Annotated in this window: 32 protein-coding genes; 22 read left to right on the plus strand and 10 right to left on the minus strand. The window is 65.5% G+C overall.

The features are described from left to right. Window positions 1-60: 60 nt before the first annotated feature. On the plus strand, window positions 61-1,176 hold the full coding sequence (locus tag ACWDMM_RS18975) for an MAB_1171c family putative transporter (RefSeq protein WP_449938638.1): 1,116 nt from the start codon (window positions 61-63) through the stop codon (window positions 1,174-1,176). A 72-nt stretch (window positions 1,177-1,248) separates the two neighbouring features. Here ACWDMM_RS18975 and ACWDMM_RS18980 read toward each other — a convergent pair whose 3' ends face one another. Continuing rightward, on the minus strand, window positions 1,249-1,638 hold the full coding sequence (locus tag ACWDMM_RS18980) for a cupin domain-containing protein (RefSeq protein ID WP_195080370.1): 390 nt from the start codon (window positions 1,636-1,638) through the stop codon (window positions 1,249-1,251). 100 nt (window positions 1,639-1,738) lie between these two features. Then, the gene (locus ACWDMM_RS18985) at window positions 1,739-3,187 is read right to left on the minus strand and encodes an MFS transporter (RefSeq protein ID WP_357207689.1); all 1,449 of its coding nucleotides are present in this window, start codon (window positions 3,185-3,187) and stop codon (window positions 1,739-1,741) included. 51 nt (window positions 3,188-3,238) lie between these two features. On the opposite strand from ACWDMM_RS18985, the gene ACWDMM_RS18990 reads away from it, so the two are divergent. Beyond that, a complete protein-coding gene (locus ACWDMM_RS18990) occupies window positions 3,239-3,916 on the plus strand; it encodes a TetR/AcrR family transcriptional regulator (protein WP_323124521.1) in 678 nt (225 codons plus the stop codon). Window positions 3,917-3,964: 48 nt separating this feature from the next. On the opposite strand, the gene ACWDMM_RS18995 is transcribed toward ACWDMM_RS18990, so the two are convergent. Beyond that, entirely contained in the window at window positions 3,965-6,013 is a 2,049-nt protein-coding gene (locus tag ACWDMM_RS18995; protein ID WP_449938643.1) for a M13 family metallopeptidase, read from the minus strand. A 337-nt stretch (window positions 6,014-6,350) separates the two neighbouring features. On the opposite strand from ACWDMM_RS18995, the gene rplN reads away from it, so the two are divergent. From rplN to ACWDMM_RS19020, 5 genes are all read left to right on the plus strand, one after another. Beyond that, on the plus strand, window positions 6,351-6,719 hold the full coding sequence (gene rplN / locus ACWDMM_RS19000; protein WP_067807954.1) for a 50S ribosomal protein L14: 369 nt from the start codon (window positions 6,351-6,353) through the stop codon (window positions 6,717-6,719). A 1-nt stretch (window position 6,720) separates the two neighbouring features. Continuing rightward, a complete protein-coding gene (rplX, locus tag ACWDMM_RS19005; RefSeq protein WP_039795507.1) occupies window positions 6,721-7,038 on the plus strand; it encodes a 50S ribosomal protein L24 in 318 nt (105 codons plus the stop codon). Window position 7,039: 1 nt separating this feature from the next. Then, on the plus strand, window positions 7,040-7,603 hold the full coding sequence (gene rplE, locus ACWDMM_RS19010; protein WP_067807951.1) for a 50S ribosomal protein L5: 564 nt from the start codon (window positions 7,040-7,042) through the stop codon (window positions 7,601-7,603). 4 nt (window positions 7,604-7,607) lie between these two features. Then, window positions 7,608-7,793: a type Z 30S ribosomal protein S14 gene (locus ACWDMM_RS19015; protein WP_067807946.1), complete on the plus strand. Its 186-nt coding sequence runs from the start codon at window positions 7,608-7,610 to the stop codon at window positions 7,791-7,793. Window positions 7,794-8,192: 399 nt separating this feature from the next. Then, window positions 8,193-9,746, plus strand: a complete 1,554-nt coding sequence (locus ACWDMM_RS19020) for an acyl-CoA carboxylase subunit beta (RefSeq protein WP_195080372.1) — start codon at window positions 8,193-8,195, stop codon at window positions 9,744-9,746. Window positions 9,747-10,013: 267 nt separating this feature from the next. Here the strand turns inward: ACWDMM_RS19020 and ACWDMM_RS19025 are convergent, their stop codons facing one another. The 3 genes from ACWDMM_RS19025 to ACWDMM_RS19035 all read right to left on the minus strand — a co-directional run bounded on the left by ACWDMM_RS19025 (window position 10,014) and on the right by ACWDMM_RS19035 (window position 12,592). Beyond that, complete coding sequence (locus tag ACWDMM_RS19025; RefSeq protein WP_195080373.1) at window positions 10,014-10,673, minus strand: hypothetical protein; 660 nt, start codon at window positions 10,671-10,673, stop codon at window positions 10,014-10,016. Window positions 10,674-11,265: 592 nt separating this feature from the next. Continuing rightward, entirely contained in the window at window positions 11,266-11,922 is a 657-nt protein-coding gene (locus tag ACWDMM_RS19030) for a hypothetical protein (RefSeq protein ID WP_449938647.1), read from the minus strand. A 187-nt stretch (window positions 11,923-12,109) separates the two neighbouring features. After that, complete coding sequence (locus tag ACWDMM_RS19035; RefSeq protein WP_281916614.1) at window positions 12,110-12,592, minus strand: DUF4352 domain-containing protein; 483 nt, start codon at window positions 12,590-12,592, stop codon at window positions 12,110-12,112. A gap of 579 nt (window positions 12,593-13,171) precedes the next feature. Between ACWDMM_RS19035 and ACWDMM_RS19040 the strand changes: the two genes are divergently transcribed. From ACWDMM_RS19040 to ACWDMM_RS19065, 6 genes are all read left to right on the plus strand, one after another. Continuing rightward, on the plus strand, window positions 13,172-13,492 hold the full coding sequence (locus ACWDMM_RS19040; protein WP_357106665.1) for a hypothetical protein: 321 nt from the start codon (window positions 13,172-13,174) through the stop codon (window positions 13,490-13,492). A 3-nt stretch (window positions 13,493-13,495) separates the two neighbouring features. Further along, on the plus strand, window positions 13,496-14,923 hold the full coding sequence (locus ACWDMM_RS19045; protein ID WP_281916616.1) for a WXG100 family type VII secretion target: 1,428 nt from the start codon (window positions 13,496-13,498) through the stop codon (window positions 14,921-14,923). Window positions 14,924-14,983: 60 nt separating this feature from the next. After that, window positions 14,984-15,580: a hypothetical protein gene (locus ACWDMM_RS19050; protein ID WP_357106661.1), complete on the plus strand. Its 597-nt coding sequence runs from the start codon at window positions 14,984-14,986 to the stop codon at window positions 15,578-15,580. A gap of 161 nt (window positions 15,581-15,741) precedes the next feature. Next, complete coding sequence (locus ACWDMM_RS19055; RefSeq protein WP_357106658.1) at window positions 15,742-16,899, plus strand: helix-turn-helix domain-containing protein; 1,158 nt, start codon at window positions 15,742-15,744, stop codon at window positions 16,897-16,899. A gap of 167 nt (window positions 16,900-17,066) precedes the next feature. Further along, window positions 17,067-17,228: a hypothetical protein gene (locus tag ACWDMM_RS19060; protein ID WP_449938650.1), complete on the plus strand. Its 162-nt coding sequence runs from the start codon at window positions 17,067-17,069 to the stop codon at window positions 17,226-17,228. A 9-nt stretch (window positions 17,229-17,237) separates the two neighbouring features. Continuing rightward, window positions 17,238-17,591 carry a hypothetical protein gene (locus ACWDMM_RS19065; protein WP_449938651.1) on the plus strand — a complete coding sequence of 118 codons (354 nt, stop codon included), beginning with the start codon at window positions 17,238-17,240 and terminating at the stop codon, window positions 17,589-17,591. Between the two features lie 187 nt (window positions 17,592-17,778). Here the strand turns inward: ACWDMM_RS19065 and ACWDMM_RS19070 are convergent, their stop codons facing one another. Genes ACWDMM_RS19070 through ACWDMM_RS19080 form a run of 3 tightly spaced genes read right to left on the minus strand, consistent with a single transcriptional unit; the run spans window position 17,779 to window position 19,149 of the window. Then, entirely contained in the window at window positions 17,779-18,237 is a 459-nt protein-coding gene (locus ACWDMM_RS19070) for a type II toxin-antitoxin system VapC family toxin (RefSeq protein WP_449938653.1), read from the minus strand. Continuing rightward, window positions 18,234-18,482 carry a CopG family transcriptional regulator gene (locus tag ACWDMM_RS19075; protein ID WP_449938655.1) on the minus strand — a complete coding sequence of 83 codons (249 nt, stop codon included), beginning with the start codon at window positions 18,480-18,482 and terminating at the stop codon, window positions 18,234-18,236. Before ACWDMM_RS19075 ends, ACWDMM_RS19070 begins: the two co-directional genes overlap by 4 nt. Window positions 18,483-18,537: 55 nt before the next feature. Then, complete coding sequence (locus ACWDMM_RS19080) at window positions 18,538-19,149, minus strand: Uma2 family endonuclease (protein ID WP_449938656.1); 612 nt, start codon at window positions 19,147-19,149, stop codon at window positions 18,538-18,540. A gap of 325 nt (window positions 19,150-19,474) precedes the next feature. On the opposite strand from ACWDMM_RS19080, the gene rpsH reads away from it, so the two are divergent. The 9 genes from rpsH to map all read left to right on the plus strand — a co-directional run bounded on the left by rpsH (window position 19,475) and on the right by map (window position 25,055). Further along, window positions 19,475-19,873: a 30S ribosomal protein S8 gene (gene rpsH / locus ACWDMM_RS19085; RefSeq protein WP_159839642.1), complete on the plus strand. Its 399-nt coding sequence runs from the start codon at window positions 19,475-19,477 to the stop codon at window positions 19,871-19,873. 13 nt (window positions 19,874-19,886) lie between these two features. Then, window positions 19,887-20,426 (plus strand): 50S ribosomal protein L6, encoded by a 540-nt coding sequence (rplF, locus tag ACWDMM_RS19090; RefSeq protein WP_063021307.1) that lies wholly within the window; start codon window positions 19,887-19,889, stop codon window positions 20,424-20,426. Between the two features lie 2 nt (window positions 20,427-20,428). Continuing rightward, window positions 20,429-20,836 carry a 50S ribosomal protein L18 gene (gene rplR, locus ACWDMM_RS19095; RefSeq protein WP_323124516.1) on the plus strand — a complete coding sequence of 136 codons (408 nt, stop codon included), beginning with the start codon at window positions 20,429-20,431 and terminating at the stop codon, window positions 20,834-20,836. Window positions 20,837-20,906: 70 nt separating this feature from the next. Continuing rightward, window positions 20,907-21,566, plus strand: coding sequence for a 30S ribosomal protein S5 (gene rpsE, locus ACWDMM_RS19100; protein ID WP_039795557.1), 660 nt, complete (start codon window positions 20,907-20,909; stop codon window positions 21,564-21,566). Beyond that, window positions 21,566-21,745, plus strand: coding sequence for a 50S ribosomal protein L30 (rpmD, locus tag ACWDMM_RS19105; protein ID WP_039795559.1), 180 nt, complete (start codon window positions 21,566-21,568; stop codon window positions 21,743-21,745). The genes rpsE and rpmD overlap by 1 nt, the downstream gene beginning before the upstream one ends. Before the next feature lies 1 nt (window position 21,746). Continuing rightward, a complete protein-coding gene (gene rplO, locus ACWDMM_RS19110) occupies window positions 21,747-22,190 on the plus strand; it encodes a 50S ribosomal protein L15 (RefSeq protein ID WP_039795561.1) in 444 nt (147 codons plus the stop codon). 173 nt (window positions 22,191-22,363) lie between these two features. Further along, entirely contained in the window at window positions 22,364-23,686 is a 1,323-nt protein-coding gene (gene secY / locus ACWDMM_RS19115; RefSeq protein WP_195045194.1) for a preprotein translocase subunit SecY, read from the plus strand. Further along, window positions 23,683-24,228 carry an adenylate kinase gene (locus ACWDMM_RS19120; protein WP_067807905.1) on the plus strand — a complete coding sequence of 182 codons (546 nt, stop codon included), beginning with the start codon at window positions 23,683-23,685 and terminating at the stop codon, window positions 24,226-24,228. The genes secY and ACWDMM_RS19120 overlap by 4 nt, the downstream gene beginning before the upstream one ends. Before the next feature lie 29 nt (window positions 24,229-24,257). Continuing rightward, window positions 24,258-25,055, plus strand: a complete 798-nt coding sequence (map, locus tag ACWDMM_RS19125) for a type I methionyl aminopeptidase (protein ID WP_195080385.1) — start codon at window positions 24,258-24,260, stop codon at window positions 25,053-25,055. Between the two features lie 435 nt (window positions 25,056-25,490). Here map and ACWDMM_RS19130 read toward each other — a convergent pair whose 3' ends face one another. Beyond that, window positions 25,491-26,288, minus strand: a complete 798-nt coding sequence (locus ACWDMM_RS19130; protein ID WP_357106643.1) for a class I SAM-dependent methyltransferase — start codon at window positions 26,286-26,288, stop codon at window positions 25,491-25,493. Between the last annotated feature and the right edge of the window lie 9 nt (window positions 26,289-26,297).

The following is a 26,297-nucleotide window of genomic DNA, read 5'->3' on the forward strand; positions in this document are numbered from 1 at the left end:
TCCGCCGATGCCCTGGCTCGCGGTGGCCGGGCGGGCTCCGGAGGATTTACAGTCACCACGATGTACGTCGTACCGGCCTGGTTGGTGATCACGGTCATCGTCTTCGTCGCGCTCATGACCATCGGGCGGTGGTTGTTCGTGAACGAGACCAGCTCCGACCGGCTGATCAACCGGACCTGGAGCTGGACCGTGGCCGCTGTGTCGGTGTACGCGGTCGTGCCCGCGCTTGGGCATCCGTACTTCGCCCGGTGCCTGTATCTGGGGCTGGATCTGATCGCGCTCGCGAGCTTCTACGGGTTGGCCCGGCTGCTCGACGACGCCGATTCCGCCGCCGCACCGGCGCGTCAGCGCCGATACGATGCGACCGCGGTCACGGCCGCCGTTTGTCTGGTCTGCGGCGCACCTGTCGCGTACCGGCTGCTGCGGATCGATTACACCGAGATCGTCTGGACCTTGTCGGCGGTCCCCGCATCGTTCGCGGGGTTGCTGTTCGGCCGGGCCTGTGTTCGGGAACTGCGCGTCGCGGGCTCCGCCGCGCGAGAGAAGATCACCTACGCGCTGTTGCTGATGTTCTCGATCCATTGGTCGGTCTCGTGGTCTTTCATGCTCTGCCGTTCGCTCGCGGGCACGCCGCCGAGCGAACCGGGGACCGTCGCGGCCGTCTCGTCCTTCCTCATGTTGTCGGTGGTGACGCTGCTGACCGCGATCCCGCTGTGCACCGTGCTGCTGGCGCGCGCGGCGTGGGACCGGACCGGCCGTCGCTGTCGCCGGTTGCGCCCGCTGTGGCGCGAATTGACCGCCGCGGTGCCGGAAGTGGTCCTGCTCTGCGATCCCTCCGCACCGCGCGAGCCCGCCTCACAGCTCTACCGGATGACGGTCGAGATCTGGGACGCGCTCCTGCATTTGAAGCAGTACGCCCCCGACGGGCTCGGCTCGCCCGGCGCGACGGAAGACCAGGTGCGCGCTTACGCGCTGCGCGTGGCGTCGGCTGTTCGAGCGAAACGCGACGGCAGCGCGCCGATGCCCGGGTTCCCCGCACGTGCTGTCGGGCAGGAGGAGAAACGCGATCGCGCGGAGGATTTGGCGTTCTTGATCCGATTGGCTCGCGAATGGCCCAAGGCTGTGGCGATCGCCGACCGCTGTGCGGATACGCAACCAATGCCGTATCCCCGGTAGCACGATCGAACACTGTCGGTGACCATCCCGGCGCCCGCGCGCGACGCGCACGCGGGCACCGTGGCGGCGCGATCACCGCGCGGTGACGGGCTCCTGACGGGTCTCGTGGCGCAGGCCGACGGACATGATGGCGGATGGTTCGTCCAGTTCGATGCGGTGCCAGCGGTTGCGGGGGACGACGAAAGCGGTGCCCGCGGTGAGGCGCACCATCGATTCCTCGTCGCCGGGCCGCTCGGGTCGCAGGTAGAGGCGCAGCGCGCCGGTCAAGCAGCACACCGCCTCATCGCCGCTCGGGTGGACTTCCCAATGATCGGCATGCACGTCGGCGTCGGATTCGACATGGAACGTCGCGAGTTGCCAGTCGCCGTCGCCGCTGCTCATCCGCCGTTCACCGGCCGCTACGCGGCCGTCGTGGCCGAAATGGATGGCGCGGCCGAACAAGTCGATCGGGGCCTGGTTCATGATGGGTTCCTCTCGTTGCGATGGGTGAAACTTTCGGGTTGATCGAGTGCGGCTCGGTGGCGATCCGAGCCGTTCCGGCTCGCAGGCGGTATTTCGCTCTTCATGGGCGCGCTGCGGACATTTCGGCTTCCGGCCGCATCAGGTCCGCTCCGGCCGTGGGACTCACCCGGCTCGTCCTCGGCAGCACAGTCGCGGCAACGACGCTCGCCACGGCGAAAAGTCCCGCCGCACAGCACAACGCGAGCGCGTAACCGCTGTTCAGCGCCGCGGGCGCGGTGCTGTCGCCGGTGCGCGCCGCCGCGACCGTGGCGAGCGCGGCTACCCCGACACACCCGCCGAGCTGCCGCGCGCTGTTGAACACGCCGGAAGCCATTCCCGCTTCCTGCGGCGCGACGCCCATGGTCGCCGCGGCGGCCACCGGAGCCAGGCACAGCCCGAGACCGAAGCCGCCGAGCAGCGAAGGGCCGAGGACATCGGCGACGAAGCTGCCGTCGACGCTGATGAAGGCGAACCAGCCGATCCCGGCCGTGGTCAGCGCCCCGCCGAGAACGAGCGCCGCTTTCGGGGAGCGCCGCCCGCCCACGCGGGTGGCCACCACAGTGCCGACGATGACGCTGAGGGAGAAGGGCACGAAAGCCGCACCCGCCGCGCCCGCGCTCATGGCCAGCACCTGCTGCTGGTACAGCGACAGGAAATAGAACGCGCTGAACTGCCCGGCCGCGGCGAAGAATACGAAGAGATTCGCGCCCGCCACCCAGCGGTTGCCGAACAGCCCGAGCCGCACCAAAGGCGTCGATGTCCGTGCCTCCACCGCGAGAAAAGCCGCGAGCAGCACCACCCCGGACCCGAGGGTCACGGCCGTGGCGGCGGAGAGCCAGCCGTAGTGTTCGGTCCGCACCACGCCCACGACCAGCAAACCGATTCCGCCGGTGGCGAGGACAGCGCCGGGCACGTCGATCCGCGCTCGGCCGCTCACTCGATCGGCCGCCACACCGGCCACCGCCGCGACCGACGCGATCACCACGATCGGAACGTTGATCAGCATCACCCAGCGCCAGTTGGCGTACTCGGTCAGCAATCCGCCCACCAGCACGCCGATCGCGCCGCCCGCCGCGTTCACCGCGCTCCATACGCCGAGCGCTCGCACCCGGGCGGGACCTTCCGGAAACGTCGTGGTCAATGTGGCCAGCGCGGCGGGAGCCACGGCCGCCGCGGCCAGACCCTGTACTGCCCGCGCGGCGACGAGTTGCCAGGGCTCCTGCGCGAACCCGCCCGCCAGGGAGGCGATGCCGAACACGACAAGCCCGGTGGTGAACAACCTGCGCCGCCCGAACAGATCGCACGCCTTTCCGCCCAACAGCAGGAACCCGCCGAAGGTCAGCGCGTAGACGTGCACCACCCAGGCCAGATCGACCGGAGCGAAGCCCAGATCCGCGCGGATGGCAGGCAGCGCGACATTCACCACCGCCAGGTCCAGCGCGACCATGAACTGCGCGACGGCCACCGCCGTCAGGGCGAAGGCCGGCCGCCCATGAGAGTTTTTATACATGTATAGAAAGTAACCGTGCGAGCCGCCCCGTGTCCACATCCGATGCGGCGGATGAGTGAAGATGGACCCATGCCGAGTTCGTCGCAACCACAGCGCACCGGTCGCCCCGCGCGTATCTCCCGCACGGAGATCCTCGCGGCGGCCAACTCGGTGATCGAGGCCGAGGGCGTGGCGAAACTGACCATGCGCCGCCTCGCCGCCGAACTCGGCTGCACGCCGATGGCGCTCTACCACCACGTCCGGGACAAAGAAGACCTACTGCGGCTACTGCTCAACGAGTACGCCGACCAGGTGGTCTGGCCGGACCTGCCGGAGGAACCCCGCGACCGCGTGCGCGTCGCGGCGCGCGCCATGCGCGACGCTCTCGCCGCGCGGCCGTGGATCGTGGACATCCTCGCTGCGGACGATCTTCTGGGCGTCTCGGCGCTGTGGGTCAGCGAATCCATCGTCGACGGATTCGTCGCGGGCGGCCTGCCGCTGGACCGCGCCGCCCAGGCGTACCGCGTCATCTGGCACTACACGGCGGGCGACCTCATCGTGCGCGCCCGATCCGCCCGCCGGGCCGCGGAGGACCGTCCCACCTTCCGCGCACAGGTTTTCGCCGACCTCGACGCCGAGACCTACCCTCGCCTCGCCGCACTCGGCTCCGACTACCTCTCCCTCGCCGCCCGCGACACCTACGACCTCGGCCTCGCCGCGCTCATCGACGGCCTGCTCCGGTCCGCATAGCGATCGAGCCCGCCACGAAGGACGGGCTCGAATGCGCGATCGGAAGGCTCAGAAGGTCACTCGCTGATCGGGCGGCATGTACAACTTGTCGCCTTCCTTCACATCGAAGGTCTTGTAGAACTCGTCGAGGTTGCGCACGACCTGATTGCAGCGGAATTCGTTGGGGGAGTGGGTATCGATGCCGAGGTAGCGGACGGTGAGTTCCTTGGTCTGCTTCTCGCGCCAGCTGCGGGCCCAGGACAGGAACATGGTGCGGTAGTCGGGATTGTCGATGCCCCTGCGCTTCTCGGCGATGCGGAAGGCGGCCAGGGTGATCTGGAGTCCGCGCAGATCGGCGAGGTTCTCGCCGACGGTGAGTTCGCCGTTGACGTGCTGGTTCGGCTCCAGGCCCTCCGGGACGAGCGCGTTGTACTGGTCGACCAGCTGTTTCGCCTTGGCGTCGAACGCGGCGCGGTCCTCCGGCGTCCACCAGTCGCGGCGATTGCCGTCACCGTCGTACTTGGAGCCCTGGTCGTCGAAGCCGTGGCCGATCTCGTGCCCGATGGTGGACCCGACCGCGCCGTAGTTGACGGCGGGCAGGGCGTCCTTGTCGAAGAACGGCGGCTGGAGGTAGGCGGCGGGGAAGACGATCTGATTGGAGGTCGCCAAGTAGTAAGCGTTCACCGTCTGCGGCGACATGCCCCATTCGGTCTTGTCGACCGGCTTGCCGAGTTTGGCGAATGCGCGCTTGGTCTCGAATTCGTTGATGGCGAGCAGTGATTCGATGAGCTTGCCCTTGGTGATCTTCAGCTTCGAGTAGTCGACCCACTTGTCCGGATAGCCGATCTTCGGATCGATCTTGTCCAGCTTCGCCAGCGACGCGGCCCTGGTGGCGGGGGACATCCAGGTCGAATTGGTGAAGTTCTCGCGGTAGGCCGCGATCACGTCGTCGAGCATTTCCTTGGCCCGTTCCTTGGCCTCCGGCGGAAAGTGCTTGGCGACATACAATTTCCCGAGCTGCTCGCCCAGCTTGTCGTCGACGATGCTCACGCCGTACTTCCAGCGTTCCGGGCGCTCGTCCTGCCCGTTGAGGATCTTGCCCTTGAACTCGAAATTCGCGTCGTTGACGGCCCGGGGCAAGTAGGGCGCGAACTCCCGCAGCACACTGAGCTTCAGGTAGTCACGCCACGTGGCGATATCGACTTCCGACCACAACTGTCCCGCCGTCGTGAGATAGGACGGCTGCCCCACCACCATGGTCGCGAATAGCTCACGGGGACGATCGGTGTTACCGGCCAGCCACGGATCCCAGTCGAACCCGGGGGCGAGGGCGGTCATGTCCGCCCAGCTGTAGACGTTGTAGGTCGCGTCGACGTCGCGGGTGCGGACGTTGTCCCAGTGCCCGGGGGCGATCCGTCTCTCCAGGTCGAATACTCGCTGAGCCATACCCGCCGGATCGGGGAACCCCGCACCGGCCGCGATGCGTTCGAGGAACACCCGGTACTGCGTGAGCACCTCCGCGTACTCCGGCTTCCGGTAGTACTGCTCGCCGAGTCCGAGGCCGGATTGGCCGACCCACGGGAGGTAGGCGTTGGAATTCTTCCGGTCGACGGCGATGCTGATGCCGATCAGCCCGCTGATCGGCAGCTCGGCCATCACCTTGGCCAACTCCGGCTTGGTGGCCGCGCCGTCGATCTTGGCCAGCAGCGGCGCCAGCGGCGTCATGCCGAGCCGTTCGATCTCGTCCCAGTCCACTCTGGCGTCGTAGAGATCCCTGATCTGCTGTTCTTCCGAGCCGGGCTTCGGGTCTTTGATGCCGTCGATGATCTCCCGCAACTGCTGCTCGGTGCGTTCGCCCGCCTCGCTGCCCGAGCCGTAGCTGACCTTGTCCGGCGGCAGTTGGTACTCCCGCAGCCACTTCCCGTTGACGTGCCGGTACAGGTCGTCCTGGGGCCGGATCGCCTCGTCCGCTCCGCTGAGATCCACGCCGGTGAGCGTGCGGCTCGCGGGTTCGGCGTCGTCCGAGCACGCGACCAGCGCTGCGGCGGCCGGGACGGCTCCGAGGGCGATCAGGAAGGCACGACGATCCAGCTTCGCTGGCCGACCGGTAGATGTCACGAGAATCCTCTCCCCGACGCGGCGGTGCCGCTGATGTACGAAGGCAGCCTTGCAGGACACGAGGCTACCGGCGCCGCGCCGGACCGGCCGGGATTGGGGAAACGGGTAGCGCCGCGTGGCCCCGATTTGGGAACGACCTGCGGATTCCCCTACACTAGACCGGTTGCCTGCGGGAGCTGTGCCCGCAATCCGGCAGTGAACCCCCAGAGGTTGGTTCCGCGTTTCTGGCTCGAACCGAGAAAACCGCTGGCAGGCGCGCGTCCGGAGGGCAACCGACCATGCCCGTCGGGTCGGCAATCCGGCGTGCACATACGTCCAGGTCAAGGAGGACGCTGAAGTGATTCAGCAGGAGTCGCGACTGCGCGTCGCCGACAACACGGGCGCGAAGGAGATCCTTTGCATCCGCGTTCTCGGCGGTTCGTCGCGTCGCTATGCCGGTATCGGCGACATCATCGTCGCTACCGTCAAGGACGCCATCCCCGGCGGCAACGTGAAGCGGGGTGACGTCGTCAAGGCCGTCGTCGTGCGCACCACCAAGGAGCGCCGCCGTCCGGACGGTTCCTACATCCGTTTCGACGAGAACGCGGCCGTGCTCATCAAGGCGGACAACGACCCGCGCGGCACCCGCATCTTCGGCCCGGTCGGGCGCGAGCTGCGCGACAAGAAGTTCATGAAGATCGTCTCGCTGGCCCCGGAGGTGCTCTGACATGAAGGTGCACAAGGGCGACACCGTGCTCGTCATCTCGGGCAAGGACAAGGGTGCCAAGGGCAAGGTCATCCAGGCCTACCCGAAGGAGAACCGGGTTCTCGTCGAGGGCGTGAACCGGATCAAGAAGCACGTCGCGAACTCCGCCAACCAGCGCGGCGCCTCCTCGGGCGGCATCGTGACCCAGGAAGCCCCCATCCACGTCTCCAACGTGATGGTCGTCGACTCCGACGGCAAGCCGGCCCGCGTCGGCTACCGGACCGACGAGGAGAGCGGCAAGCGGGTCCGGATCTCCCGTAAGAACGGGAAGGACATCTGACATGACCACGACCGAAAAAGTGCAGCCCCGGCTGAAGCAGCGCTACCGCGAAGAGATCAAGGACGCGCTGAACAAGGAATTCGGCTACGCCAATGTGATGCAGATCCCCGGCGTGGTGAAGGTCGTCGTCAACATGGGTGTCGGCGACGCCGCCCGCGACGCGAAGCTGATCAACGGCGCCGTCGAGGACCTGGCCCTGATCACCGGTCAGAAGCCGCAGATCCGCAAGGCGACCAAGTCCATCGCGCAGTTCAAGCTGCGTGAGGGCATGCCGATCGGCGCCAAGGTCACCCTGCGCGGCGACCGGATGTGGGAGTTCCTGGACCGCCTGGTCTCCATCGCGCTGCCCCGTATCCGCGACTTCCGCGGCCTGTCGCCGAAGCAGTTCGACGGCAACGGCAACTACACGTTCGGCCTGAGCGAGCAGTCGATGTTCCACGAGATCGACGTCGACAAGATCGACCGCCCGCGTGGTATGGACATCACCGTGGTGACCACCGCGACCAACAACGAAGAAGGCCGTGCCCTGCTCAAGCACCTCGGCTTCCCGTTCAAGGAGAACTGAGCACATGGCTAAGAAAGCACTGGTCAACAAGGCCAACGCCAAGCCGAAGTTCGCTGTCCGCGCCTACACCCGCTGCCAGCGCTGCGCCCGCCCCCACGCGGTCTACCGCAAGTTCGGCCTCTGCCGCGTGTGCCTGCGCGAAATGGCGCACCGCGGCGAGCTGCCCGGCGTGCACAAGAGCTCCTGGTGAGCTCGCGCTCCTCGTGAGCGCACTTGAATAGCAAGACGCCGAGGGCACGGACTCATACTGAGTCCGTGCCCTCGCCTTTCATGGAGGCGCTTACACCGCGGCAACACTGATCGGACGCGGTTTCCCGCCGCTGACGCCGCCGTCGAGTGTTCGACCGAAGGTGGAATCCTGCGCCGGCTCACCGTCGGCCGCCGCGACCGTGCCTTCGAATCGCCCGAAACGATCATCGCCATGCAACGGCGTCTTGCCAGTCCTTCGTTCCCCTGACTGTCGAGGATCTGATGTGTGGCCGACCTCGGCTGTGATTTGTCCGGGATATCCAGTTCGATGACACGTTTTGTGTCGATAACGCTTAACGTCGCGGGGGCACAACAGTTGGTTCGGAAGGTGGCGGCGAGCGTGACAGGTACCGAGGCGAAGCTCGAGGAACTGGTCAAGATCCTGACGATTGCTGCGGAACCGGCGGGTGAGGCCGGTGTCGCCAAGCGGGAGAAGAAGGGCGTTCCGAGCGTTCGCCAGCGTGTGAACATGCTGCTCGACCCCGGGACATTCATCGAGACCGGTGCGTTGGCTCGTCAGCCCGACCGACCGGATGCTCTCTACGGTGACGGGCTTGTCACCGGTCGCGGCCTGATCGGGGGCCGTCCGGTGGTGGTGATCGCCCACGATCAGACCGTGTACGGAGGGTCGGTCGGTATCACGTCCGCCCGAAAGTTCATGCGGGCGCTGCAACTCGCGTTCGACAACGCATGCCCGGTGGTGACGATCAATGATTCCGGCGGTGCGCGTATCCAGGACGCGGTGGGTTCGATCGCTTCGTTCGGTGATATTTCGCGGGTGTTGGAGAAACTGTCCGGGTATGTGCCGCAGGTGTCGATCATTCTCGGCAAGTGCGCGGCGGGTTCGGTGTACGGGCCGATCAACACCGACGTGCTCATCGGCACCAAGGATTCCTACATGTTCGTCACCGGGCCGGAGGTGATCAAAGCCGTCAACGGTGAGGACATCACCGCCGAGGAGCTCGGGGGCGCCGAGGTCCAAGCCAAACGCGGCACCCTGCATCACGTGGCCGACACCGAGCAGGAAGCCTACGAGTGGGCGCGCAACTACCTGAGCTACATGCCGACGAGCTGTCTCGAGCAGCCGCCGATCGTGAACCCCGGCCTGGAGCCGGAGATCACTGCTACCGACCGGGAGCTCGATACAATCATCCCGGATTCCGATCGCGCCGGTTACGACATGCACGAGATCCTGCTGCGGATTTTCGACGACGGTGAATTCCACGAGATCCGCGCCGCGTTCGCCCCGAATCTGATCACCGGGTTCGCCAGGGTCGACGGTTATCCGGTCGGTGTGATCGCCAACCAGCCGCTGGTGCTGGGCGGTTCCATCGACGCCGCCTGCTCGGACAAGTCGACCTACTTCATCCGGCTCTGCGACGCGTTCAATATCCCGCTGGTGTTCGTCGCGGACACCCCGGGCGTGCTGCCGGGCCTCGAGCAGGAAGCCAACGGTGTGATCATCCGCGGCGGGCGGGTACCGCGCGCGATCATCGAGGCGACGGTCCCGATCATCAACCTGGTCGTGCGCAAGTCTTACGGTGGCGCCTACGGCATGATGGCGGCCCGACAGGTGGGCGCCGATATCAGTTTCGCCTGGCCGACGGCCCGGATCGCGGTCATCGGCGCCGAGAGCGCGGTCGACCTCATCGGCAAGCGGCAATTGGCGGCGGTGCCCGAGGAGCATCGGGCAGCGGCGCGCGAGTTCATGATCAACCAGTACAACGAGACGATCGCCACCCCGTGGATCGCCGCCGAACGCGGCTACATCGACGCGGTCATCGAACCGTCGCGGACCCGTCTGGAGATCCGGAACGCGCTACGCCTGTTGCGGGACAAGCCGCCGGTCAAGCCGGAGTTCAACCCGCGCAAGCATCCGGTGTACCCGATGTGATCTCCCGTTGACTCCGCAGCTGGGCGTATGGCACGCCGAACGCTGTCACACCGACAGGTTGCCGGAAGAGGCATCTGGCGACCTCCTCGACCGATGTCAGCCCTGAGGTCACCGGTAATCGCGGACGCGACAGAGCCCGCGCGGCTGTGTGACCACCGAGCGTGCGCCAAGTAGCGAACCATGGACGACCAGAAGCAAGGCGCTGCGGCGGATCGTGTCCGCCGCAGCGCCTTTCGCGTTTCAGCTCAGCAGATCAATCGCTGATTGTCAGGGCAGCACCTGCGGAATGACATCCGGCGCGACCGTACCCACGACCGCGCCGACCACGGCACCCAGGATGGCGGTGGTCACCACGCCGACCACGGCGCACAGCGCGTAACCGACCACGAAGATCGCCAGGGTCGGAATGCAGGTGATAAGGGCGGCGACCGCACCGACGCCCGCGCCCGCGGCCGCACCGTTCATGACCGGATCCGGGTACTGCGCGCCCGGATTGGTCGCGATGTCCTTCAGTTCCGCGCCCGTCGCCGCCGAGACCTCAGGTGTCGTCACCGACAGCGTGCGGCCGTCTTCGGACACCTTGGCATCCAGGGCGATGGTGGTACCGGACGGCGTGGCCAGCGTGCGCGGAAGCTCGGTGACCGCCGCGCCGGCCTTGTCCACGACCTTGATCGAGGCATCGCCGAGCTGGAACGTGCCCGCGTCCAGCGTGGCGGACACGCTGCGCAGGTCCGGCGCGACCGTGGTGCGGTAGCCGATGTCCGCGGACGTGCCCGACGTAGAAATCGCCTGCGCCAGCTGCGCCTGCTGCTCGGCGTAGTTGGTGGCCGATGCGGCTCCGGCACCGGCGAACGTAGTCGCCACGGCCAGTGGCAGCGCACCGATGAGCGCCTTACGACCGACCCGAATTGCAGCGCGATAGACCATTGATTTTCTTCTCCTCCCCGACCCCCGACACCCCCACGTGGACGAATCGAACGTCGTTTCGTGTGATGTGAACGCACTATTGGTAGCGACTGCACGACCGTCAAGGCAAACCTTGTGAGATTGTCCACAATGTGGAACCGATTGAGCAGCACGGTAATTCGATCCGAAATGAGGTCTCGGCAAACTGGAAGCGATGCTGTCGCCGACCCAGTCGTTGCCTCGGGCGACTGCCGGGAAGCTCTCGTTTCGGCCCCATCAAGACGCACTGCTTCCCGGCCACATGTTGATATCGTTCAGTGCGTCCCCGGTCTACCTGTGCGTCTCGACGTCGTGCAGAAATTCGATACTCCAGCCGGACCGCGTGATCAGTCGAGTTGGCGGCGATGTCGCCGGTGTGGGGGTGAAGGTCGGCGGCGCCAGGTCGACCAAAAGCAGCCGGTGCCAGAGGCCGTGAGCGGGCTGCTGGATCAGGACCAAGAACATGTGCCGAATCCTGCTGCGAGTAGCTGCGATCAGCTCGGCCGTTGTGGTGCTGGTGTGTTGCGAAGAGGGCCGACTTCGACCTTCGGCCCCCATCGACTGCCGCCGCAAACTACCAGCAGTAGCGGTACGGCCCGCTGTTGTGGCACTCCTCCTGGTAGTCCCACTGGTCGGGAACATCGGAGTTGGGGATCGACGCGCCCGCAGCACCGCCGACCGCCATGCCGCCGAGCACACCGACGATCAGGCTCACCGGCAGGCTGATCGGAAGCAGCAGTCCACCCGCGGCGATGCCGATGACGAGGCCGACAATGGCGCCGCCGACGCCGCCGATCAGACCGCCCATCGCGATGCCCGCCTCGATGCTGCGCTGCCGTGGCGAGGTCTTGCGCCAATAGCCGACCTCCTGGGCGGAGACATCGGCGACCAGCGTGGTGCCGTTGACATCCACACGCGGCTCCAACGTGATCACGTGCTGGTCGAGCGTGAGCGCGCGCGGAACGCTCGCGATGGAGCTGCCGTCGGCGGCGACGATGTCGATCGTGTCATCGGTGACGCGGAAGATCCCGCTCATTAGCGTGGCGGTGAAACTGCTTCCGTCGCGGTGGGCCTCGTAGCGGACACCGCGATCGATCCCCTGCACGCTGTCAGGCAGGGCTGCCACAGCTTCGGCGGTCGTTACGGGAGGCGCGGCGAAGGCGGTGTTCTGCGCCAAGCCGATCGCGGCGATTGCGAAAGCGGTGGTGACAACCAGCTTTTTGATTCTCATGGCGGCTTGTGTTCCTTGGTATCTGGTAACTAGAAGGTTGTGCAATAAGGGCTGGACTCTGCGCTACCCGCTTCATGCAAAACACTACTGCGAAGCGAAGATTCGGTTCGGTACGACGACCAGCTGCCGGGGTTCGACGGTGTCTGCGTGAAGTCTCGTCCGACATGTGCCGCCGAACCCCGGAGCATTATCGAAGTGCGACCTTGACACCGCCAGAAAGCATGCTGTCGTGCAGCTCCAACACGGCAGGAACCGTGCCCGGTGGCACGTCGAACACGATCTTTACCTGAATCGTGAACCCGGGGTTCAAATCCGACGTCCATGTATCCGCGCCCAACCGTCGCGCGGCGGCCGAGTTGTTCGCGTACTCGCGGCCCTGATCATCGATCAGCTTCTGATTGCTGTCGAAGTACGATCGCGGCTCCTTGCCAGTGTTGGTGATGTCGACGTGCATCACCAGGAACTCTCCGCGCGCCTTCTCCTCCAGCACGCCGCTACCAACAGATGCGACCGGGGGATCGATGGCGGTCACCTTGAATTCGAACTGGCCGTCGCGGACGGCAGATCCAACGGCGGCAACGTTCTTGCCAGCGGGGCTTTTTCCGTCCGTTTTGGATTCGTTGACGGAGAGTCCGACGATGCCGAAGCAGCCTCCGCAGAGCAGGATCATGGCGCCGATGAGGATCCATGGCCAGATAGCTCGCTTCTTTGGCTGCTGGGGCGGAGCGTATCCGGGCGGGGGAGGAAAACCGGGTTGCTGAAAACCTGGCTGCTGGTAGCCCGGTGGCGGCGTCGGCACTCCTTGTGTGGGGTAGCCGGAGCCGGTGTCGGGTCCGGGGGACGGTGGCGGCGGTTGGGACACGGGTTGACCCCCTGAGTGATGGTGGATGTTGCTGGATTGATCGCTTCGGGCGGGACACTGTTACGAAGCTCTCAAACTGTATTGGTTTGACGCGGCTTCCGGAGGGGTAAAGAAAATCGTTCCGCTCGGTCTGGTTTAGTGCTGGATTCCCAACAATCAGTGCTAACTAAGAAGTTTTCGCTGACGTGCAGTCCATGATGCTCACCATTCGACGCGCCGCCCCTGCGCACCCTCCTGAACTCCACCGAGGGAGTGGCTTGGTCACGCGAGGTAGCTCTGAGGATGCCAGCGGCCGCCGGATAAGCTGTTCGAGCTCGGTCGGCCTGGACAGCAGTTGTACTTGCAGGAGAGGTGCGACATCCCGAGTGCAGGATCGAAGGGGGAGGCATGGCATTCGAAGTAGACCCGGACACGCTGCGCGCGGCGGCAGGTTCTATGGCGCTGTTGCCGGGAGAAATCGATCGGGCACCGCGCTTGGGCGCTGAGCCGGTCGCCGACAAGTTGAAGGGCTCTGCCGTCGGGGCAGCCCTCAGCGGTAGCGACGGCAGAAGCAAGATAGCCAAAGAAGTTTTGCGGGCGCGCTTCAATCAGTTCTCGGCACTGCTGGCGTTGTCTGCCGACAAGTTCCAGAACACAGATATCGACGCGGCCAATCGGCTCGCGGCCGTATCCGATATCAACTCCGGCGACCCACACGGGGGACGGTAAGTCATGCCTACCCCTATCGAAGTCCTGAACTGGGATGTTTCCGGTCTCCAAGCGGTTGCCGACAACGCGACTCGCATCGCGGAAGCGATCATTACGGCATCCAACACGATGCACGGCACCATCTACGGCCTCGCTTGGAAAGGCGATGCGAGAAGTGCAGCCGAGGGGCGGGCTGATCGAGAGCAGAACCAGATGCGCGCTATCGCAATTGCTTACGATGACCTCGGTACCGCTTGTGCTGGGGCCGCTCGCGATATGGCCCACCCGCTGTCCGAGATCCGGTCGATCTTTCAGCACTACGTCGCGCTTCCGGTCACGGTCGGTGACGACTGGAGCATCAGTGGTGTAGAAGACTGGAATTCCGAAGCAGGAGTGCAACTTTCCAGGCTCAGCGGCCTGGCCTCGACGCTCGAGACGTTCGACGCGCAGTGGGGCGCGAAGATCGCGGCCGCGAATGACGAACTCGCGGCCATGGCGCCTGAGTCGGTGCTAGCAGCGGCCAACGCCGCGATCCAGGCCAACCGGTCCGAGGATTCGAGGGCAGACCCTGAACGCATACGCACCTCTGCTGCGGCGTTTCAGCAGGTGTTCGGTCGGCCACCGGCCAGCCCTAACGACTGGACCACTGCAGAGGCGCTGAACCCGAAAAGCTTCGACCCGAAGTATCAGGGAGTAGGGCCGGAGATCCGGGTGGTACGCATCAATCCTGTCCAAGACCAAGGTGTGGTCCGGACCAGCCAGTACATCGAGCAGCGCGATGTGACAAGCTTCCCGCCTACGAACCGGGACATGGGTGACAATAGGACGGCTGATCCGAACTTCGATCCCGAGCACACGCGCGTCGCTACGTATGTGGACTACGAGAACGGCATCGTCGTCATCCGGCAGAATCCGTCGGTCGATCAGAATCCCGACGGTAGTCCTGGAGTTTCCAAGGTCGGCGCTCCCGAGGCGACCGTATGGCAGACGGACGACGGCACAGTTCGTATCCGCTATGACGCCGCTAATCCGTTTGCGCCCGACATAGCCAGGAATCCTCCGGGGCCGATGTCCGAACATCCGATATCGGTCAACGGCGACTTGGTATTCGTTCCCGGCCAGGACGGTGTCCAGATACAAGGTGCTCGGTCGGATTACCCTTCTCTCGAGGCTTACCAGGACCGCCCGGATGGCAGCACTCGCACTATTGCCGTGGATCCGGCGGCGTCCGGCCGTTCGTGGGGCCCGGGGGTGAACCTGCCGTTCCATCATGAGCTTCCCGGTACCGATCCGAATATCTTCGACCAGTTCAGGACGTACCAGGAATACCCGGGCGATCAGCCTCCCGGCTTCCCGGTGACGACTGATCTTCCAGGCACTGCGGCTGGGACGCCGGACAAGGCTCCGTCGGTTCGCACGATTACCGAGGACGATCATCCGTTGGGCAGGTAGGCTCCGCCGTCCGATTCAGCACCAAGGGCCGCGGCTCATGTTTCAGAGGGAGGATGAACTATGGTCGGCCTCCGCGCTCTGCGGACGGGTTCCGGGTATTGGACTGCCGCGACTTGGACCACTTCGCTGTGGTTCATTCCTCAGCTGATCGCCGTGGCAGCCGCGATGGCGGTGATCTACCCGGATCGCAATGAGCCACCGGTCGGCTGCTACTTGGCCATATCCGCGCTCGGCGCGCTCATCGGAGTTGGACTGACATGGTCGAGTTCTCCCAGACACAGAGGTGTCGCGCTCGGCGTGGTCACCGCGTCCTCGGTGCTGCTTTGTGTCCCGGCACTGCGGTTCTTTCCCTTGGCGCTGCCGCTGGCGGCGATTTGGATCACGATCGCTTCCGCTGATGAGGACGAAGGTTCGACCTCCGGTTTCGGTCGAGCGTCCTTCGCCGGATGCTCGGTGGCCATGCTGGTCAATGCGGTTCCCCTGATCGCCACGGCGTACTATCTGCTCTTCCTGTACGCCTTCGTCTTGGCGGCTGAGGTAGTGCTAGTCGCCATCCTGTTGCTGTTGAAGGGCAGGGCTCGGCAGTTCGGAACAGGTGTCGCGATCTCCTGGCTCGGCCTGGGCGTTTCGATCCTTGTGTCACTGCCCGTGTGGTGACGATAGCGCTTGTATTCCTGCTACTCGGGAACAGCAACTCTGGGGTTTCGAACAGCGACGCGATCTGTGCCTCTGCGATGGTTCGCGGGGATGCGCTTCTGCTAGGGCAGTCGTTGCACGAATCCCTGCATGCGCGAACCGATCAGTCGTAGCCTCGGGGTATGAGTGTGGATGGTGGGGACCGGCTGAAGAATGCCCGAAAGCGGGCCGGTATGACTCAACGCGACTTGGCCAATGCATCTGGGGTGTCCCTGTCACAGATCAGGAAGATCGAGCAAGGCGATTACGAACCACGTCTCGAGACGCTGCGCAAGTTTGCGGTGGTGCTGAAGGTGCGTACTTCGCAGCTACAGGACCAACCCGACTACCAGATCGCCGATACCGATACCGAGGCGCAATGGGAACCCGTGTGGCCGGTGTTGTTCGGGAACTCACCGGCGGCCGACGAGCCAGCGACGGCCGCCGGAGTGCAGGCAACGCTCGACGCCGTGCAAGCGATGATCAGCGCCGACAAGTACCGCGAGGTCACTGCGCTACTCCCCGGCCTGATCCGCGACGCCGACAGTGTCGAAGACGGGCGCTTGATCCGGTTCCGTGTCTTGAACATGACGGCCTCATTGCTGGTCCAGACCAGGCAGTTCGAGGCCGCCGACGCCGTGCTCGAGCGTGCGATGGACGCTGCCGAGACCCATATCGAGGCGGCCACGGTCATCGACACCATGCTCTGGGCGTTGCTGCGGCAAGGGCTTCTGGATGGCGCTCGGGCACTGGCGACCAAATGGGCCGACGACATCGAGCCGCGATTCTCGCGGGCGAGCGTGTCGACGGTGGCGATGTGGGGTCGACTGTGGCTGAAGGTCGCCAACGCCGCCGTGCGCGACAACCAGCCAGGCGAGGCTGAAGACGCGATGTCGATGGCGCGTGCGGCCGCATACCGGATCGGCCGTGAGATCTATATAGAACGGCTGCTCGGCCGCACGTTCGGGCCGTTGGAGGTTGCCTATATCTCGGCCGAGTCGTTTGCCATTGCCGGTGAGCCGGAGAAGACGCTCGCTATTGCTAACCAAGTCCCTGTACCGACTATCGAACCGAACGGGGCCAGCAGGCTTCGGCATCGACTGGACGTGGCCAATGCCCAGGTGCAGCTCGGTCAGTTCGGCGAAGCCCTGGACGGATTGTGGGGTGTGCAGAGGGCAGCTCCAGAATGGCTTGTGCAGCAGCGCTATGCGCGCGACATCCTCGGCAAGATCGTGACAACCAGGCGGACGCTGACATGGGAGATGCGAGAGCTGGCAGACCGGGTCAAGCTCGAATACTGATATCCCTCAACACATTCGGATGGCACTTCGGGCGATTCGTTCCAGAAGTGCCATGGTCATTCCGATGCCCCCAGTGCGACTCTCGAGCCAGCACCGCCGCCAGGATCTCGACCTTGTTTCCCGGCGCCGGGCTGTCCACGCCACATCGCGTCAAGGGGGTTCTGCGCATGTCCGAACTTGGTGTTGTCCTCGTCGTCATGGCTGCGGTCGCCGGGGTGTTGATATTGATCTTTTGGGTGTTGCCATGGGTGATCGACCTGGGCGGCGATCCGGATGAGTCGATACCGGCGAGCGAGATCATGCGGCGGGTCGAAGACGAGCAGCGGTGACCGGACCGTATGGATGGGGTCGGAATACAGCAAGCTGAGTTGCGTCTTCCTGGCACTCGCGCTTTCTTCGACCTCTTCAACGCTCGTACCGAGCCCACGGGCGCGATGATGGTGGCGGCCATCGGGCTGCTCGGAGTGTGGGTTCGGCACTACGAGGACGGGAGGCCGGGCCGATCGATGAGCCGTCGGCTCGCGGATCTGATGGATCTGCATAGCCTGGACTTCGCCGCTTGCCACACCGCAGCCGTGCGATTCATCCGAGAGTGGTGCGCCGTACGCGCCGCTGCCGACCTCGTCGTTGTTCCCGGCGATACCGCCGGGCTGCCGCGTTTGCCGTGCGAGCGCCTCTACTTGCAACCGTGAAGACGGGCGCATCCCAAGCTGCGGACCAATCCTCGACCCGGGCACAACCACCCCCGTGTGAATGGGACCGCGAGTGGCGCACCATCGAGAGGCTTACTCGGCTGATGGCGCAGTGGTGTGCCACTCGTGAGTCAAAACTGTGGGCGTCGAGTGCGCGGGAGGGTTGAGCCAGGGGCGGTCTGTGCGGCTATAGGTCGTCCGGTAGCACTCGGAAGGATTTGTGCTCGGTGAGCGGGGTCACCGCGCGGAAGTCCCTCCGGTCGAGTGTGAGGACTTCGTTGGTCTCGTAGTCGGCGGCCAGGGCGACTGTCACGGCGTCCGCGAGATCCAGACGCAGGTCGGGATAGAGCCTTCGGACGGCGTTGGCCTGCTCGAGAACGTCGGCAGTCACCACAGCGACTTCGAAGTGCTTGGTACGCGCCTGGGCGGTGAGATCTTCGATCATCTCCGTGCAGACGCGAGGGCCGAGTTCCCGGCGTGCGACGTGGTCGACCTCGGCGAGAACCAGGGGCGACAGGACCACGAGCCCAGCCTGTTCGAGTACCCGAAAGGCGCCGTCGCTGTCCGGTGACGAGGTGTCGAATGCGGCGATGAGTCCGGAAGTGTCGGCGAAAACGATTCCCGGTCGCTCGAAGTCCGATGTCACCGGCGGTCTGCGTCGTCGCCGAAGTTGTCGGCGAGGATGTCGTCGACGCGTTCGGCCAGAGTGGGATCGCCGCTCGCGAAACGCCTCAAACGCAATGGTTCGGATCGGCGGCGCACCCGCATCGCGGCCAGATGGATTGCATTACGGATGATCTCCGCCTCACTGACATCACTCCGTGCAGCGGCGTCTTTGATGACGGCTAAATCTTCAGCGTCGGCGTAAACCATCGTGCGCTTGAGGGGCATATGAGTATTGTGGCATATATGCCGGGGTCTGGAACTCAGGCAGCGTCCATCCGTGTCAGAACTCCAACTCCGACCAGGGGATGTGGATGGGGAACGGGAAGTCGATGGTGATGGCGTCGGAATCGTTCGGTGACCATTTGCCGATCAGGAGATAGTTCGTCGGATAGAGCGGGCGTACGCCGGGTGGGAGTTCGCCGGGGACGGTTTCCAGGGCGTATGCGCGGACTGTCGCGATGGCACTCTTCTTACGCGCGAGCGTCACCTCCCAATACCAAGGGATGCCCCCATCGGCGTAGCGTCGCTGCTCCTCGTGCGGATCGATTTCGATGTTCGCCGGAGAACTGATGTGGCCGACAAGCAGCACGTCGTCGGCGCGGATGTCCTGGTAGGGGGTATCGAGGCGGCGGTAGACGAGGACGTCGGGGGTGGCGAAGTCCGACTTGCCGGTCTTGCCGAAGAAGACGTTGGTTTCGAAGTCGACGCGCCACCAGCTTTGTGGCTGCTCGGCCATGCCATCGCGGGCGCAGCGCTTGAGTGCGCTGGTCAGCGCGAATGTGAACGCTTGATATTCGGCGGGTCCCCGCTGTCGCCAGACGACGCGCCCGTTGCGGAGTTCGATCTGTCCGGCGATCTCCTCGGGTAGCTGCTCTGGCTCCTCCCAGGTCATGGACTCCGGAAGGTCGGGTCGTTCGACGCCTGGGCTCGACATAGGCCCATGTTAGCCCGGCTAAGGGCTATTTCCGCTGGTCATGAGTCCAGCGAAGCGGGCACCTCACCGACCCCGATTTTGCCCCGGTGAACCCCTTGCCTACACTAGAGCGGTTGCCTGGGCACCTCCATGCCCGCATGCGTGCGCCCGGGTGATCGAACCTCCTCCGGTCGGCAAGGGTCGGCCGGACCATCCGAATTGTCGTAGGCCCACCGCTGGGCGTGCCGATGTGCATGTCAGCGCTGTATGGGAACCGCGGCGAGAAAGGTGTCTAGGTCGAACCATGACCATGACTGATCCGATCGCAGACTTCCTGACACGTCTGCGCAACGCCAACTCGGCGTACCACGATCAGGTGAAGGCTCCGCACTCGAAGCTCAAGGCGAACATCGCCGAGATCCTCAAGCGCGAGGGCTACATCGCCGATTACCGGACCGAGGACGCGCAGGTGGGCAAGACCCTCGTCGTCGACCTCAAGTACGGCCCGAGCCGTGAGCGCAGCCTCGCCGGCGTGCGCCGTGTCTCCAAGCCCGGTCTGCGCGTGTACGCGAAATCCACCAACCTGCCCAAGGTGCTCGGCGGCCTCGGCGTGGCGATCATCTCCACGTCCTCCGGCCTGCTCACCGACAAGCAGGCGGCCAAGCAGGGCGTGGGCGGCGAAGTCCTCGCTTACGTCTGGTAAGGGAGCAGGGACAATGTCGCGTATTGGTAAGAAGCCCATCGCCCTTCCGGCCGGTGTGGATGTGACCATCGACGGCCAGGACATCTCGGTGAAGGGGCCCAAGGGCACCCTGTCGCTCACCGTCGCCGAGCCGATCACCGTCGCCAAGGGCGAGGACGGCCAGCTCGAGGTCGCCCGTCCGGACGACGAGCGCCGCAGCCGCGCGCTGCACGGCCTGACCCGCACCCTCGTGTCGAACATGATCGTCGGTGTGACCCAGGGCTACGAGAAGAAGATGGAAATCTTCGGCGTCGGTTACCGCGTCGCGCTGAAGGGCCAGAACCTCGAGTTCGCCCTCGGCTACAGCCACCCGGTGCCGATCGAGGCTCCCGAGGGCATCACGTTCGCGGTGGAGTCGCCCACCAAGTTCTCCGTGTCCGGGATCGACAAGCAGAAGGTCGGCCAGATTTCGGCGGTCATCCACGGCCTGCGCAAGCCCGACCCGTACAAGGGCAAGGGCATCCGCTACGCCGGCGAGGTCGTTCGCCGCAAGGTCGGAAAGACGGGTAAGTGATCATGGCGCAAACCGAAAACCAGAAGGCCAAGCGCATCCCCCTGGGCAAGGACGTGGCGACCCAGCGTCGCCTGTCGAAGGTGCGCCGTCACCTCCGCCTGCGCAAGAAGGTCGCCGGCACCACCGAGCGCCCGCGCCTGGTGGTCAACCGCTCCTCGCGGCACCTGCACGCGCAGCTGGTCGACGACTCGGTCGGCAAGACCATCGCCGCCGCGTCGACCATCGAGGCCGACGTGCGTGCGCTGGACGGCGACAAGTCGGCCAAGAGCAAGAAGGTCGGCGCCCTGCTGGCCGAGCGTGCCAAGGCCGCCGGTATCGAGGCCGTCGTGTTCGACCGTGGTGGGCACGACTACCACGGCCGGATCGCCGCACTGGCCGACGCCGCTCGCGAAGGTGGGTTGAAATTCTGATGCGTAGCCTGCGAAGCATCCAGGAAACACAGCTGAGCGTTCAGCTGATCATGAACGGAAGGAACGTCTGATGCCGGGACGTCAGAGGCGTGACGGCGGAAGCGGACCCGCCGGACAGAATGGCAGCGCCCCCGAGGGCGGCCGCGGCGACCGTCGCGGTGGCGGCGACCGTCGGGGCGGTGGCGACCGTCGCGACAACGCCGCGGAGAAGAACCAGCTCGAGCGGGTCGTCGCGATCAACCGCGTCTCCAAGGTCGTGAAGGGTGGTCGGCGCTTCAGCTTCACCGCCCTCGTGATCGTCGGTGACGGCAACGGCCTGGTCGGCGTCGGCTACGGCAAGGCCAAGGAAGTTCCCGCGGCCATCCAGAAGGGCGTCGAAGAGGCTCGCAAGAACTTCTTCCGCGTCCCGATGATCGGCTCCACCATCACGCACCCGGTTCAGGGTGAGGCGGCCGCCGGTGTGGTCATGCTGCGTCCGGCTTCGCCCGGTACCGGTGTGATCGCGGGCGGCGCGGCCCGTGCCGTGCTGGAATGCGCCGGTATCCACGACATTCTGGCGAAGTCGCTCGGTAGCGACAACGCCATCAACGTTGTGCACGCGACTGTCACCGCCCTCAAGCAGCTGCAGCGTCCGGAAGAGGTCGCGGCCCGCCGTGGCCTGCCGCTCGAGGACGTCGCCCCTGCGGGCATGCTGCGTGCGCGCGCCCAGGCTGCCGGAGGTGTCAAGTAATGGCAGATCTCAAGGTGACCCAGATCAAGAGCTCGATCGGCGCCAAGAAGAATCAGCGGGACAGCCTTCGGACCCTTGGTCTGCGCGGTATCCGCAAGACCGTGGTCCGCGAGGACAACGCCCAGAACCGCGGGCTGATCAACGTCGTGCGCCACCTCGTGACCGTTGAGGAGGTCTGACATGACCATCAAGTTGCATCACCTGCGTCCGGCTCCCGGCGCCAAGACCGAGAAGATCCGTGTCGGTCGCGGTGAGGGCTCCAAGGGCAAGACCGCGGGCCGTGGTACCAAGGGCACCAAGGCGCGCAAGAACGTTCCCGCCGCCTTCGAGGGCGGGCAGATGCCGATCCACATGCGGCTGCCCAAGCTGAAGGGCTTCACGAACCCGTTCCGCACGGAATACCAGGTCGTGAACGTCGGCAAGATCGCGAAGCTGTTCCCGGAGGGCGGCGAGGTCGGCAAGGCCGAGCTGGTGGCCGCAGGCGCGGTTCGCAAGAACCAGCTGGTCAAGGTCCTCGGCGATGGTGAGATCGGCGTCGCGGTCCAGGTGACCGCGGACAAGGTCACCGGCGCGGCGAAGGAGAAGATCACCGCCGCCGGTGGCACCGTCACCGAGCTGGGCTGACGGTACTCTGCATGACAGCGGCGCCGGACGAGTGAGCAGCTCGTCCGGTGCCACTGTTAGAGTTCAATTGTTGTCTGCCCAAGCCTCGTCGTGGTTTTCGGCGTCCCATCAGTGTCGAGCAGGGACATCGCTGAACATCCATGTCATGACCATGTCGTTCGCCAGGAGGATCAGTGCTTTCCGCCTTCGTATCGGCCTTCCGGACTCCGGACTTACGGCGGAAGATTCTCTTCACGCTGGGGTTGATCGCGTTGTACCGGCTCGGTGCCTCGCTGCCGTCCCCCGGCGTCGACTACAAGGCGGTCCAGGAGTGCATCGACCTGGTCTCCGGCGGTGAGTCCGGCGGCATCTACCAGCTGATCAACCTGTTCTCCGGTGGTGCGCTGCTGCAGCTGTCGGTCTTCGCGATCGGCATCATGCCCTACATCACCGCGAGCATCATCATCCAGCTGCTCACCGTCGTCATCCCGCGGTTCGAGGAACTGCGCAAGGAAGGCCAATCCGGCCAGACCAAGATGACGCAGTACACCAGATACCTGTCGATCGCCTTGGCGATCCTGCAGGCCACCGGTCTGGTCGCGCTCGCGGCCCGCCGCCAGCTGCTGCAGGGCTGCCAGAAGGACATCCTGGCCGACACCAGCATCTTCGGCATGATCATCATCGTGCTCGTGATGACCGCGGGCGCGGCGCTGGTGATGTGGTTCGGCGAGCAGATCACCGAGCGCGGCATCGGCAACGGCATGTCCCTGCTGATCTTCGCGGGCATCGCCGCCCGCATCCCGAGCGAGGGCAAGGCGATCCTGGACAGCCGGGGCGGTCTGGTCTTCGGTCTGGTGTGCGTCGCCGCGCTGGCGATCATCACCGCGGTGATCTTCGTCGAGCAGGGCCAGCGCCGGATCCCGGTCCAGTACGCCAAGCGCGTGGTCGGCCGGAAGATGTACGGCGGCTCCTCGACCTACCTGCCGCTGAAGGTGAACCAGGCGGGTGTCATCCCGGTCATCTTCGCCTCGTCGCTGCTGTATCTGCCGAACCTGATCGCGCAGCTGACCGGGTCGCAGAACAACCAGAATCCGAGCTGGTGGCAGGAGATCATCCAGAAATACCTGGTGAATCCGGGCAACCCGGTGTACATCGCGATCTACTTCAGTTTGATCGTGTTCTTCACCTACTTCTACGTCGCGATCACCTTCAACCCGGAGGAGCGCGCCGACGAGATGAAGAAGTTCGGCGGCTTCATCCCGGGCTACCGTCCCGGCAAGCCGACCGCCGACTACCTCAACTTCGTCCTGAGCCGCATCACCCTGCCCGGCTCGATCTATCTCGGTCTGGTGGCGGTGCTGCCGAACCTGTTCCTCGACATCGGCGCCTCCGGCGGTACGCAGAACCTTCCGTTCGGCGGTACCGCGGTGCTGATCATGGTGAGCGTCGGTTTGGACACCGTGAAGCAGATCGAGAGCCAGCTGATGAATCGAAATTACGAAGGGTTCCTCAAGTGAGAGTTGTACTGCTCGGTCCGCCGGGCGCCGGTAAAGGCACCCAGGCCGTCCTGCTGTCGGAGAAGCTGGGCGTTCCGCACATCTCCACCGGGGACCTGTTCCGCGCGAACATCAGCCAGCAGACCCCGCTCGGCCGCGAGGCGCAGAAGTACCTCGACGCGGGCGACCTGGTGCCGAGCGACGTGACCAATCGCATGGTGGAGGCGCGGGTCAACGAGCCCGACGCCGTCAACGGCTTCGTCCTGGACGGATACCCGCGCACGGTCGATCAGGCCGACGCGCTGGAGAAGATCCTCAAGGACATGAACACCAAGCTCGACGCGGTGCTGCGGTTCGTCGTGCCCGAGGACACCGTGGTGGAGCGGATGCTCGCGCGCGGCCGCGCCGACGACAACGAGAGCGTGATCCGCAACCGGCTGCGGGTGTACCGCGAGGAGACCGAGCCGCTGCTCGATCACTACGACGGCCTGGTCGTCTCGGTGGACGGCGTCGGCGAGGTCGACGACGTCAACGCGCGGGCGCTGCGCGCGCTGGGTCACTGAGCCGGTCGACGATGGAGCGCTGAGGCCGGATGGTCTTCAACCGCAAGAAGAAGGTCGTGCCGTTCCGGACGGCAGGCGAACTGGATGCCATGGCGGCGGCAGGCGCGATCGTCGGCCGCGCCTTGGTGGCCGTGCGCGCCGCTGCCAAGCCCGGGGTGTCCACCCTGGAACTGGACGAGGTCGCCGAGCAGGTGATCCGGGATGCAGGCGCGGTGCCCTCCTTCAAGGGCTACCACGGCTTTCCCGCGTCCATCTGCGCATCGGTGAACGACCGTGTTGTCCACGGGATTCCCACGGCCGAGGAAATCCTCGCCGAGGGCGACCTGGTCTCCATCGACTGTGGCGCGATTCTCGACGGTTGGCACGGTGATTCGGCCTGGACCTTCGGCGTCGGCACGATCATCGAGGCCGATCGGTTGCTCAGTGCGGCGACCAAGTCGTCGATGGAGGCCGGCATCGCGGCGATGCTGCCCGACAACCGGCTGACCGACGTCTCCCACGCCATCGAGCTCGGTACCCGGGCGGCGGAGAAGGAGCACGGGCGCGCCTACGGCATCGTCGACGGCTACGGCGGGCATGCCATCGGGCGCGAGATGCACCTCGATCCCTTCCTCGCCAACGAGGGGGAGCCGGGTAAGGGCCCGAGGCTGGTGGTGGGCTCGGTGCTGGCGATCGAGCCGATGCTCACGCTCGGCACCACCCAGACGAAGGTGCTCGACGACGACTGGACCGTGGTCACCGTGGACGGCAGTCGTGCGGCACATTGGGAGCACACGGTCGCCGTCACGGAGGACGGACCCCGGATCCTGACACTGCGTCCGGAGTAGCGGGCGGGCCGTCGGACGGTTCGGTTCGGTCACACTGCGCGGCGAGGAAACGAGCCGCACCGACGCCAGGATGCCCTGGTCGATCTCGCCGCGTCTCCGCGTGCCGACACCATGCGCCGACACGCCCCGGGCGATACCCAGCGTGCGCTGGATCGGTGACGTCGTTCCTTGCGCCCGCGTCCTTCGTGTCGAGCCGAAGCGGTGGGCCCGGTCGGTGCCCGTGCGGGGTGGAACGGTTACTTCTCCTTGGGTTTCGGGACTGTTCTGAACGATGCCGTCAGCGTATGGCCGCGCAGGCGGGGTTGACGTGAGTAGGCCGCTACTCGAATCGACTTGGCGCACTCCGCAGTTCGCTGCGATTCCGCCTGCATCGAGGGCTTCGTTGCAGGGTGGGCGGCGCTCTGGCCTGGCTATTTCGTATGCGTAAGTAGCCGTTCAGTGGGCGGGACGCAGGATTGTCCGCAGTGCCAAGGTGACGATGGGCAGATCGAACTCGCCCTCCGCCGTCTCCGGCCTCTCGCGCAGATAGGCCATGATCCGACCGAGCACCTCGGCCCGCTCTTCGGGCGAGATGACCAGTGTGTGCGATTGCGTGCCGATGGTCGCGGTCAAAGACTCGGCGGTGCGCCGATACCGGTGCGGGAAGCTCGAACGCTCGAACTCGTGATCCCGGAACAACGGATGCGCGGGTAGAACCACTCGGCCGCCCGGCGGCTGTGCGGTGGACGCGCTGGATCCGGCCACTGCTTTCAGCCCGGCGACCCAGTCCACGGAGCTGTCGTCGGTGTTCCACAGGGCGGCGAAAACGCCGCCGGGCCGCAGGACTCTGCGCAACTCCGGATAGGCCCGGTCCAAGTCGAACCAGTGGACCGCCTGTCCGGCGACTATCGCGTCCACGGAATCGTCCGGGAGCGGAATGTCTTCGGCCGTACCGGCGTGGGCGGTGACGTGCGGGAAGCGCCGGTGCAACTCACCGCGCATGTGCTCGTCCGGCTCGACGGCGATCACGGTGGCGCCTGCTTCGAGCAGGCCCTCGGTCAGCTTGCCGGTTCCTGCGCCGAGGTCGAGGACGGTCGGCGGCTGCCGGTGGGCGACGGCGGCCAGCGCCCAGCGGATGGCCGCGGCCGGATAATCGGGTCGGTGTTCGGCGTACGCGGCGGCGTGCGCGCCGAACGAACTCGCTCTCCTGGCGTGCAAGGCGAGCTTCTCGTCGTGGTCGTCCGGACTCCCCATCCGTTTGAC

It is taken from the genome of Nocardia sp. NPDC003726, assembly GCF_053586955.1.

Coding starts and splice junctions, on each gene's coding strand:
- ACWDMM_RS19045 (WP_281916616.1), top strand. CDS start 13,496: ATGCCTACCCCTATCGAAGTCCTGAACTGGGATGTTTCCGGTCTCCAA.
- rplX (WP_039795507.1), top strand. CDS start 6,721: ATGAAGGTGCACAAGGGCGACACCGTGCTCGTCATCTCGGGCAAGGAC.
- ACWDMM_RS19130 (WP_357106643.1), bottom strand. CDS start 26,288: ATGGGGAGTCCGGACGACCACGACGAGAAGCTCGCCTTGCACGCCAGG.
- rplR (WP_323124516.1), top strand. CDS start 20,429: ATGGCGCAAACCGAAAACCAGAAGGCCAAGCGCATCCCCCTGGGCAAG.
- rpmD (WP_039795559.1), top strand. CDS start 21,566: ATGGCAGATCTCAAGGTGACCCAGATCAAGAGCTCGATCGGCGCCAAG.
- ACWDMM_RS19040 (WP_357106665.1), top strand. CDS start 13,172: ATGGCATTCGAAGTAGACCCGGACACGCTGCGCGCGGCGGCAGGTTCT.
- ACWDMM_RS18985 (WP_357207689.1), bottom strand. CDS start 3,187: ATGTATAAAAACTCTCATGGGCGGCCGGCCTTCGCCCTGACGGCGGTG.
- ACWDMM_RS19065 (WP_449938651.1), top strand. CDS start 17,238: ATGGATGGGGTCGGAATACAGCAAGCTGAGTTGCGTCTTCCTGGCACT.
- ACWDMM_RS19025 (WP_195080373.1), bottom strand. CDS start 10,673: ATGGTCTATCGCGCTGCAATTCGGGTCGGTCGTAAGGCGCTCATCGGT.
- ACWDMM_RS18975 (WP_449938638.1), top strand. CDS start 61: ATGTACGTCGTACCGGCCTGGTTGGTGATCACGGTCATCGTCTTCGTC.
- ACWDMM_RS19055 (WP_357106658.1), top strand. CDS start 15,742: ATGAGTGTGGATGGTGGGGACCGGCTGAAGAATGCCCGAAAGCGGGCC.
- rplE (WP_067807951.1), top strand. CDS start 7,040: ATGACCACGACCGAAAAAGTGCAGCCCCGGCTGAAGCAGCGCTACCGC.
- ACWDMM_RS19030 (WP_449938647.1), bottom strand. CDS start 11,922: ATGAGAATCAAAAAGCTGGTTGTCACCACCGCTTTCGCAATCGCCGCG.
- rplO (WP_039795561.1), top strand. CDS start 21,747: ATGACCATCAAGTTGCATCACCTGCGTCCGGCTCCCGGCGCCAAGACC.
- ACWDMM_RS18980 (WP_195080370.1), bottom strand. CDS start 1,638: ATGAACCAGGCCCCGATCGACTTGTTCGGCCGCGCCATCCATTTCGGC.
- ACWDMM_RS19080 (WP_449938656.1), bottom strand. CDS start 19,149: ATGACCTGGGAGGAGCCAGAGCAGCTACCCGAGGAGATCGCCGGACAG.
- map (WP_195080385.1), top strand. CDS start 24,258: ATGGTCTTCAACCGCAAGAAGAAGGTCGTGCCGTTCCGGACGGCAGGC.
- ACWDMM_RS19015 (WP_067807946.1), top strand. CDS start 7,608: ATGGCTAAGAAAGCACTGGTCAACAAGGCCAACGCCAAGCCGAAGTTC.
- rpsE (WP_039795557.1), top strand. CDS start 20,907: ATGCCGGGACGTCAGAGGCGTGACGGCGGAAGCGGACCCGCCGGACAG.
- ACWDMM_RS19035 (WP_281916614.1), bottom strand. CDS start 12,592: ATGATCCTGCTCTGCGGAGGCTGCTTCGGCATCGTCGGACTCTCCGTC.
- ACWDMM_RS19075 (WP_449938655.1), bottom strand. CDS start 18,482: ATGCCCCTCAAGCGCACGATGGTTTACGCCGACGCTGAAGATTTAGCC.
- ACWDMM_RS19050 (WP_357106661.1), top strand. CDS start 14,984: ATGGTCGGCCTCCGCGCTCTGCGGACGGGTTCCGGGTATTGGACTGCC.
- ACWDMM_RS19060 (WP_449938650.1), top strand. CDS start 17,067: ATGTCCGAACTTGGTGTTGTCCTCGTCGTCATGGCTGCGGTCGCCGGG.
- ACWDMM_RS18990 (WP_323124521.1), top strand. CDS start 3,239: ATGAGTGAAGATGGACCCATGCCGAGTTCGTCGCAACCACAGCGCACC.
- rpsH (WP_159839642.1), top strand. CDS start 19,475: ATGACCATGACTGATCCGATCGCAGACTTCCTGACACGTCTGCGCAAC.
- rplF (WP_063021307.1), top strand. CDS start 19,887: ATGTCGCGTATTGGTAAGAAGCCCATCGCCCTTCCGGCCGGTGTGGAT.